General features: G+C 51.3%; 8 protein-coding genes. 3 read left to right on the top strand and 5 right to left on the bottom strand.

Translation table 11 applies throughout. The annotated features are described in order from the left end of the window. Together HJG40_RS06120 and wrbA are read left to right on the top strand one after the other, a co-directional pair. Positions 1–2,639 (top strand): efflux RND transporter permease subunit (locus HJG40_RS06120; RefSeq protein WP_226857246.1); only part of this gene is annotated, 2,639 nt, incomplete at its 5' end. Further along, a complete protein-coding gene (wrbA, locus tag HJG40_RS06115) occupies positions 2,632–3,234 on the top strand; it encodes an NAD(P)H:quinone oxidoreductase (RefSeq protein WP_215863370.1) in 603 nt (200 codons plus the stop codon). The genes HJG40_RS06120 and wrbA, both read left to right, overlap by 8 nt. A 23-nt stretch (positions 3,235–3,257) precedes the next feature. On the opposite strand, the gene HJG40_RS06110 is transcribed toward wrbA, so the two are convergent. From HJG40_RS06110 to HJG40_RS06090, 5 genes are all read right to left on the bottom strand, one after another. Then, positions 3,258–4,280, bottom strand: coding sequence for a L,D-transpeptidase family protein (locus HJG40_RS06110; protein WP_215863369.1), 1,023 nt, complete (start codon positions 4,278–4,280; stop codon positions 3,258–3,260). A gap of 27 nt (positions 4,281–4,307) precedes the next feature. Then, positions 4,308–4,577, bottom strand: a complete 270-nt coding sequence (locus HJG40_RS06105) for a hypothetical protein (protein WP_215863368.1) — start codon at positions 4,575–4,577, stop codon at positions 4,308–4,310. Between the two features lie 12 nt (positions 4,578–4,589). Next, positions 4,590–4,841 (bottom strand): hypothetical protein, encoded by a 252-nt coding sequence (locus HJG40_RS06100; protein WP_215863367.1) that lies wholly within the window; start codon positions 4,839–4,841, stop codon positions 4,590–4,592. A 67-nt stretch (positions 4,842–4,908) separates the two neighbouring features. After that, positions 4,909–6,012: a cytochrome d ubiquinol oxidase subunit II gene (gene cydB, locus HJG40_RS06095; protein ID WP_215863366.1), complete on the bottom strand. Its 1,104-nt coding sequence runs from the start codon at positions 6,010–6,012 to the stop codon at positions 4,909–4,911. Positions 6,013–6,083: 71 nt separating this feature from the next. Next, complete coding sequence (locus HJG40_RS06090; RefSeq protein ID WP_215863365.1) at positions 6,084–7,550, bottom strand: cytochrome ubiquinol oxidase subunit I; 1,467 nt, start codon at positions 7,548–7,550, stop codon at positions 6,084–6,086. Between the two features lie 328 nt (positions 7,551–7,878). Here HJG40_RS06090 and HJG40_RS06085 point away from each other — a divergent pair, with 328 nt between their 5' ends. After that, positions 7,879–8,745: a ferritin-like domain-containing protein gene (locus HJG40_RS06085; protein ID WP_215863364.1), complete on the top strand. Its 867-nt coding sequence runs from the start codon at positions 7,879–7,881 to the stop codon at positions 8,743–8,745. Positions 8,746–8,883: the final 138 nt, after the last annotated feature.

Genomic DNA, 8,883 nt, shown 5'->3' with positions numbered 1-8,883 from the left:
CCATTCAATCGGTTCCGGGCGTGGGTCTGACCGCCATTCTGCCTCCTGGTACCGGGCCTAACGGTAACACTTATGCCATGCGGGTCTGGCTGAATCCGCAGGAAATGGCGGTATTGGGAGTGACGCCGGCGCAGGTCAGCGATGCGCTCAAGAAAAATGACTTTGTCGCGGCGGTAGGACGGTTGCGCGGCGAATATACAGCAGTATCTCTCAGTGCCAATACCGCCCTCCATAACGCGGCAGAATTCCGCAATCTGGTCGTGGCGACGGTGCACGGCGTACCCATCCATCTGGAGCAGGTCGCCAAGGTCTCTTTGGGGGCCCAGACTTATGATTCATCCGTCATGGTGGATGGACAGCCTGCTGTCAATATCGGGATTCAGCAGGCGCCCGGCAGTAACGCCCTGCAGGTCGCTCAGGGTATTCACAAAGTCATGAGCCAATTGAAGACGACCATGCCTCCGGGAATGCAGGGGTATACCATTTATAATGGTGCCCAGTTTGTTAAAAGCTCGCTGCAGGAAGTAGAAATCAATATTGGCCTGGCATTGCTGGTGGTCATCCTGGTCATCTATTTGTTCATGGGTTCCTGGCGCGCGCTGATTGTTCCGGCACTGGCGATTCCTGTGGCCATGGTGGGCGCCCTCACCATCCTGCATGCTCTGGGATATACCCTTAATTTGCTGACCCTGTTGGCGATGGTGCTGGCTATTGGTCTGGTGGTGGACGACGCGATTATTGTGGTGGAAAACGTCCATCGTCATATTGAACATGGGGCAACCCCTTTACATGCGGCACTGCTCAGTGCCAAAGAACTGGCCAGCCCGATTCTGGTGATGGCCACGACGCTGGTGGCCGTATTTGTACCCATGGCCTTTATTGGCGGGTTGGTGGGCCACTTATTCAGCGAATTTGCTTTTACCATTGTGGCCACGGTGTTGTTGTCCATGATTGCTGCCCTGACCCTGGCACCCATGCTGGCTTCACGGGTTTTGAAAGCGGGACAAGAGGGCCGGGTCGCTCATTTGGTGGATCATGTATTCGGACGCTTGAAAGCCTTTTACGGACGCCTTCTTTTCGCCAGTTTGCGGGTTTGGCCGGCCACCGTGGCTTTGGCGCTGGTATTGACGGGAGGCATCTATTTTCTTTTCAGCATCAGCCAGAGTGAGCTGGCACCGCCGGCGAATCAGGGTATTGTTTATGTGAACGGCGTTGCCCAGCCGACGGCGACGCTGGAATACATGAATGCTTATGATCACTATCTGACGAATACGGTTTTCGACAAAATTGACAGCCGCAGTCATAGCTTTGCGGTCAACGGAGTGGGTATTGGCGGCATGCTGCTAAATAATGAAGTGATGGCGGGTGTAGTTTTGAAGTCCGAGCGCGGCGCGGTGACCACGCAACAGGTCAAAACCAAGGTTCAGAAGCTGGCTGAGCAAGTACCCGGTATGAAACTGTCCGCTTTTGGCTTGCCGCCACTCCCCGGGGCAGCGGTCGGCTTGCCGGTACAGTTCGTATTGACCAGTACGGGAGGCTCCTATCATCAACTGGATGGAATTTCTGCCAAGCTGGTTCAGGAAGCCAAAGCCAGCGGCCTTTTTTCTTTTGTCTGCAAAAATCTGAAGTACAACAACCAGATTCAGCAGGTGGTTATTAATCGGCAAATGGCTGCATCGTTTGGACTCAGCATGGCCGATATCGGACAAAATCTGGAGACGCTATTGGGTGGTAACTACGTCAACTACTTTGATATGGACGGTTTGAGCTATCGGGTAGTGCCACAAGTACCACCAGCGTTGCGGGCCAATCCCGATTTTCTTAAGGCCTATACCATCAAAACGCCCTCTGGTGCAGAGATTCCTCTGTCCACTTTTGTATCCCTGAAGTCGGAATCGGCACCGACATTTTTACCGCAGTTTCAGCAGTTGCCGGCTGTATTCATTCAGGCCAACCCGGCCCCTGGCGTGTCATTGGGACAAGCACTGCAGTTTTTGCAATCGCATGCGCAAAAAATTCTTCCCAGTGGTGATCAGATCCATTATGCCGGCGTATCCCGCCAGTATGTGCATCAGGGTAATGCGCTGGCGATCACTTTTGCCTTTGCCCTGCTGATGGTGCTGCTCCTGCTCGCGGCGCAGTTTAACAGCTTCCGGGATGCTCTGGTGGTGCTCACGGCTGTCCCTGTGGCCCTGTTTGGGGCGTTGTTACCCATCAGTCTCGGCGCTTCCAGTGTCAATATTTATTCGGAAGTAGGGATGGTCATGCTGATTGGTCTGATTGCCAAGCAGGGGATTCTGATTGTGCAGTTTGCCCGGGTCATGCAGGAAGAAAAGCAACTGGACAAGCGCCATGCCGTCGTGGAAGCAGCCACTTTACGGCTACGTCCCATTTTGATGACGGTGGCAGCCATGATTGCCGGAGCCGTGCCCCTGCTTTTTGCCAGTGGCGGCAATGCCGATGCCCGGTTTTCCATGGGTCTGGTCATTGTCAGTGGTTTGGGCTTTGGGTCACAGGTGTCCCTGTTTGTGATTCCGGCCTTTTATGTGTGGTTTGGGCGATCGGTGCTTAACAAATCCGCCCAAAAGGTTTTTACTGATGATTCCCATCTCGTCAGCAAAGGAGCGCATTATGAGTAAAATTCTGGTTCTTTATCATAGTTTGTGGGGGCACATTGAAACGATGGCGGGTGCTATTGCCGAAGGGGCACGTTCTGTAGAAGGGGTTACTGTGGACATCAAGCGGGTGCCCGAAAGCCTGTCGGCAGAAAAACTGGCGGCGGTACATGCCAAAACCGGGCAGGCGGCCCCGGAGGCGCATCCCGATGATCTGGCGAATTACGATGCCATTATTTTTGGCACGCCGACACGCTTCGGGAATATGAGCGGACAAATGCGCAATTTTCTGGATCGCACCGGAAATCTTTGGCAGGAAGATAAGCTGGTGGGAAAGGTGGGCAGTGTATTTGCCAGTACGGCTACCCAGCACGGTGGTCAGGAAACGACCATTACGTCCTTCCACACCTTTTTGTTCCATCAGGGTATGATCGTGGTAGGCGTGCCTTATAGTTGCCCGGAACTGACCAACATGGATGAAATCACGGGTGGAACACCCTACGGCGCCACAACGCTTTCCAAGCGTGATGGCAGTCGTCAGCCCAGCGCCAATGAGTTGGCGATTGCCCGGTTTCAGGGGCAGCACGTAGCGTCTATTACAGCCAAGTTGAATACTTAAATACGTCTGTTATAACTGCCAGGTCATGAATGGGCAAATTCAAGCAATATTTTTTGGCGTAATTTTCTGGCTGTCATGGGTGTTACGGGATTGGTTTTGTGATTTTCGTAATGCCCCATGACCGAAACTATATCCCCATAGTGTAAGAGGGCGTAAACCTTGCGTGCGTTTTGGTAGGGTTCCTCCACACAACCCGCACTTTGAGGCCATCCGTAGCTTTTTCGGGGATAAAAGTGAATGGCGCGGCCATCGTAAAAGTAATTGACGAAATGCACATTGGGCGCGATATAGTGCTGCCAGCGGACATGATATCCATGATAAATACTGCGGTCTGAGGCAGGGAGTAAATGGTATTCCCGGGGGCTGACTGCAATAGGAAATTTACCAGTCATGGTGGTTTTGGCAAGGCGCTGATAAATCGGCCAGCTACCATCCGGGGTGGAATGCATGACCCCAGTGTTGACGACTGTCCGGTAAATCCATTGTCCTTTTCCCTGGGGATCGGGTGGCACCTGCCAAATCTGCAAGTGCTCTGGGTGCGTGCTTTTTTCGACTTTAATCCATTGAAACGGAAAACGATTTTTGGGGATTGGCGCGCGCAGGGCCGAGAGGACTTCCGGAGTCACCCGCCCGCGTGAAATGCCCCGGCGATTGAGCAAATGATCTGCGCGTTCAAACTGGATCAGGCCGCTACGAAAAGCGGGATTATAGGGAGAATACCCCCAGTTGTTGGAAATTTTTTGCAGGGCCTGGGGCACGGGAATATTCCATGCGGCGACTGTATGCATGCCCCCATAACGACCCATATACGTGCCATAAACCAGGTGTACGTATCCGGTAAGGGTGAGAATTTGCCAGACTTGTTGCCAATCTTGCGGATTTTGTGTGCGGATACTGGTGTTGGTACTGGAATCAAAAGTGTTGGCGGCAAAGGCTGGAGCATTTACTGTTAATGCGCCTGTTATGCAGGCTGCAGTTAAAATAGCTCCTATTTTTGCCGTAAGAAACCGGGAACGTGATTTTTGAAGGTGATGGCGTAGTTTCATACGGATATTCGACACGTCGGGATGATTTTAGTTCTCTGAATCCGGTTCATGCATGGTATTTTTAATGATTTTTAATAATTTTTGGCAACGATTAATTTCGGTATCCATAATGGCAATTTGATCGTCCACTTCTGTGCGTGTACGAATATTGATGGATTGCAGCACTTCGGCACATTGCTCTTCGACAATGTCCAAACGTGTTTCCAATATATTCAGAACATCAATCAGTGTGGGGCGATGATCTTTTTCAGGCTTCCCAAGAGTTCTTAATGGCTTATGTTGAAATCGTTTAATCAAAATATGCTCTTATCATGATAACTGAGCCAAACCAATGTCCTGCCTGCCAACTACCAGATTTTTGACCGATGAAAAATAGTGTTTGTAACGCATAATCTCGACCGATAGTTCAAAACATTTGTCCGATATGGTTTCGATATTTTCTGATGGCATGGATTTGCGGACTTCGCCGAGGCGATCGGCAAGTCGTCCATAACGAGATTCAATATTTTCAATAATATCCAGCGCCGTGCTTAATGAGTCTTCATCATATTTCGTAGACATTTTTTTCTCCGTTTGAAAAAGGCGATGTTCTGTTTCAGAAACTCTTCAGAACATCGCCGCTAGGCTTTTAGTGCGCTCCGTAGGCCATTTTTTTACTGAAGCGGCCACGGAATACCCAAATCTGATACCAGTTATACATAATCATGATGGGGAAGAAGCCCGTCATGAACAGGGTGAATACGGCAATGGAATCTGCCGGATTGGCCGCCTGCACAATGGTCCAGGTATTGGGCACCACATAGGGGAAAATGGTTGCCCACATGGCCGCCCACAACAGGGCAACCACGCCAATACCCCACATCATCGCGCTGAAGTCCTTACGTACGGAGTGATTGGTGGAGGACTTGAAGGCAAAAATGAGTACGACAATGAACCAGATCAACCAGATCCACCAATCCGAACCGGTCCACTTGGCAGCCGCCCACGGGAAGATGGCGTAAGACCATATCAGTGTAATGACAATAGCGGCCAAAGCCAGCAAAGACACGATGTTTGTCCAGGCGCGGGCCCGTTCATGTATGGAATCACCGGGAATGAAGCGGGCACATAAATACAGCCCCCCGGCAAGACTGGCCGCGATAACCGCACCAACCCCTGTCCAGATGGAAAAAGGCGTCAAAAAGTCGAGGATGCCACCCGAAAAATGCATGATTGGAGTCGTGTAATCCTGAGCAAAAACGCCATGGGCGGCGAGGCCCGACTGCATGGCCAATCCCGACTTCATGGGAAAACCCTGCAATGTGGCGCCCAGGGCAACACCTGCAAAGAACGTGGGAAACAAACTGCCAACAGCAAATGCCCATCCCCAAAAACGTTTGCTTTTTTTGGCATGAATGTGAAATTCAAAGGCCACTGCCCGGGCGATAATGCCCCAGAGCGCAAACATCAAAGGAATCATCAAGTAATTAAAAGCCGAACCGTAAACCAGTGGAAAGGCGCCGAAAAGTACGCCGCCTGCCACTACCAGCCAACTTTCATTACCGTCCCACATGCCGGCCATGGATGCCATGATGGCACCACGTTCTTCTTCATCCTTGGAAAACAGGGCAAAGATGCCAGCGCCAAGGTCCGTACCGTCCGTGGCAATGTACAGGAAAAAAGCGAGAGAAAGGAGCAGCCACCACCAGGTCGTCAATGTCCCGGCGATGCGTCCTATTGATAAAAGATCCATATATTACTCCAGTAGCTTGTGCGGGGAGCTATGCCCCCCGTCATGATTTTGAAAGCGTCAGAAAGCGTTAATCAACGATCCGAACGCAACATGGGCTTGCTGGCGAAGGTCGGCGTCACATGCCCACCACCGGCTTTTACTTCAGCATTATCCACATGATCATGATCAAACAGCGTGCTGGAGTCTGGAATATCATCTACCCCTTTCTTGATGACACGGGTAAAGAAGTACCAGGAACCTGCCCATACAGTCAGTTCGAAAATGATGTAACCCACAAACCAGATGATTTCCATGGCAACCGGCATATGGCTGGTGCCCTGATAAGTCCGCATCAGGCCGTTAACTACCCAAGGTTGCCGTCCCACTTCACGGGTCCACCAACCACACCAGATGGCCAGGTATGGCAGGAATGCCGAGAAAACCAAGGCTCGCAGAAACCAGGGACGTTTACGCAATTCTGTGGCGTTGAGCTTGCCACGCAGGCGTAACCAGTTACCCCAGAGGGCGATAAAGAAGAGGAAGAAGCCGATGGCTACCATGACCCGGAAAGAGTAGAAAGGTACCCAGACATCGGGGCGATCTTTAGCCGGGAAGCTGTCCATGCCTGTAACTTTGCCATTCAAGGTATGAGTTTCGAGCAGACTCAGTACATGCGGAATAGTGATGGCAAAAACATTGCCGTCATTTTTGGCGTTGGGAATGGCGATCAGATGCCAGCCGGTATTCGCTTTGCCATCAGGTAAATAGGTATGATAGTGGCCTTCCATGGCCGCCAGAGAGGTGGGCTGGGTATGAGCGACTACACGACCGATGCTGTCACCAATGAAAATCTGAACCGGGGCGACAATAATCAAAGCCAATAGTGCTGGTTTCAGTAGCCTTGTAAAAAGGTCAGCATTACGGTTTTTCAGGATGAAAAATCCGCTGAGCCCGACTAGTACAAATAACGCCAATTCCACAGTGGCCACCCACATGTGGGGAAAGCCCCATTGGAAGTTATCATTCAAAATGGCATTCCACCAGTTGGTCACCTGGAACAGACCACCTTTCAGAACGACGCCATCAGGTGTTTGCATCCAGGAGTTGGCTACCAGAATCCACATGGCCGACAGGCTCGAAGAAAGACCCACATTGAAGGTCGCAAATAAATGCATACCCTTGCTGATTTTGCCCCAACCAAACACCATCAGGCCGATGAAGCCCGCTTCATACATGAAGGCAGTAATCGTTTCAAAGCCGAGGATATTACCGAAGAAGGGCCCTACAGCCTGAGAGAAAGGGCCATAAAGAATACCAAAGGCCATTTCCATGGTGACGCCAGTAGCCACACCAGCACCAAAATTGATGATGAAGATTTTTTCGACAAAGCGGTTAAGTTTGTACCAACGCTCATTGCCGGTACGTAGCCAGGCGACTTCCATGATGAAGAGTAGCCAGGACATGCCGATCGTCATAGGCGTCCAGAGAATGTGCATGGAAGTAATCCAGGCAAAATCCAGTCGACTAAGTAAGATCGGGAGAGAGTTTTCAATGATCATAACTTCCACCCCCATAAATTTTGTGAATAAGATAAACTTTGTTGCACCTACACTCTTGCAAAGCTTGTGCCAATATTACTAACTACTGTAATGCTTTGATTCAAGCTTGTCAGGTCAGATGTTTGCAGCATTTTCGGTGGATATGCACCGCTACGAAGTGGTTTAAAACCACCATTGGTGAAAATAAAACCAAATAAAAAAGTGTTATTATTTGTTTGTGTTATATATTTAGTCTATCAGGAGAGCCTAATAAATGATTTTCCACAGAATCAGGCAGCGCATGTGCTATATTCTGTGTTTTGATTGGTCCGGGAACAGGTGCGTTGGCATGATGAATGTCACTGAAGATAAGCAGCATCGGGATTTTGCTGCAGAGGTGTTGGGCGCGCTGTTAGCCACAGATCCAACCGAAAAAGTGATGCAGGTTCGGGCGCTGCATTGTACAGGTGCTGTCCGGACGGCATTGTTACCTTGCCCCGGTGTCCCGGGACGACCTGCCCGTCCTGAGCTGGTCGCGCCCAAAAAATTACCCAGACGCCGGGCGCTGAGCACCCAGGCAGGTCGTTTTGCCCTGCTCCATGCCTTGGCTCACATTGAATTTAATGCCATTAACCTGGCTTTGGATGCGCTTTGCCGTTTTGTCGATCTGCCCGTAGCCTATTACCAGGACTGGCTGCAGGTTGCTCAGGAAGAGGCGGAACATTTTGTGCTGTTGCGCGAACTGCTCCAGGCTATGGGCGGTGATTACGGTGATCTACCTGCCCATGATGGTCTCTGGGAAATGGCGATGGATACGGCGACTGATCCTCTGGAGCGTATGGCTCTGGTCCCCCGTGTTCTTGAAGCGCGAGGCCTGGATGTGACCCCGGCTATCCGCGAGCGATTGCAGGAGGCGGGCGATTGCGCCGCCGCCGCTGTGCTGGAAGGCATTGAAACGGATGAGCGTGGTCATGTGGCCATTGGTAGTCGCTGGTTTCGTTATTTGTGCAAACAACGTGGATTGGATGCAGAACAGACTTTTCGCCAATTGCTGCAAGAACGCTACCGGGGCCGGATTCAGGGTCCGTTAGCCCTGGAAGCGCGCCGCGCCGGAGGCTTTTCCGAACAGGAGTTGCTGTGGTTACAAGAACACGTCGCCCAAAATCAGCGCCCGGTAATGGGTTCTGCGGCTGAGGAGCAAGCGGCGCATGTCTGAATCGGCCGCCACCCGTATTCTGGGTATTGAAAGCTCTTGTGATGAGACCGGCTTGGCGGTGTATGACACCCGCCAAGGTTTGCTGGGTGAAGTCCTGTTCAGTCAGATTGATCTGCATGCGCCTTACGGCGGGGTGGT

The sequence above is a fragment of the Acidithiobacillus concretivorus genome (genome assembly GCF_018853445.1).
In the GTDB taxonomy this organism is placed as follows: Bacteria; Pseudomonadota; Gammaproteobacteria; order Acidithiobacillales; family Acidithiobacillaceae; genus Acidithiobacillus; species Acidithiobacillus concretivorus.
The sequence above is the reverse complement of the archived record's forward strand: the minus strand, read 5'-3'. Positions and strand labels throughout refer to the sequence as shown.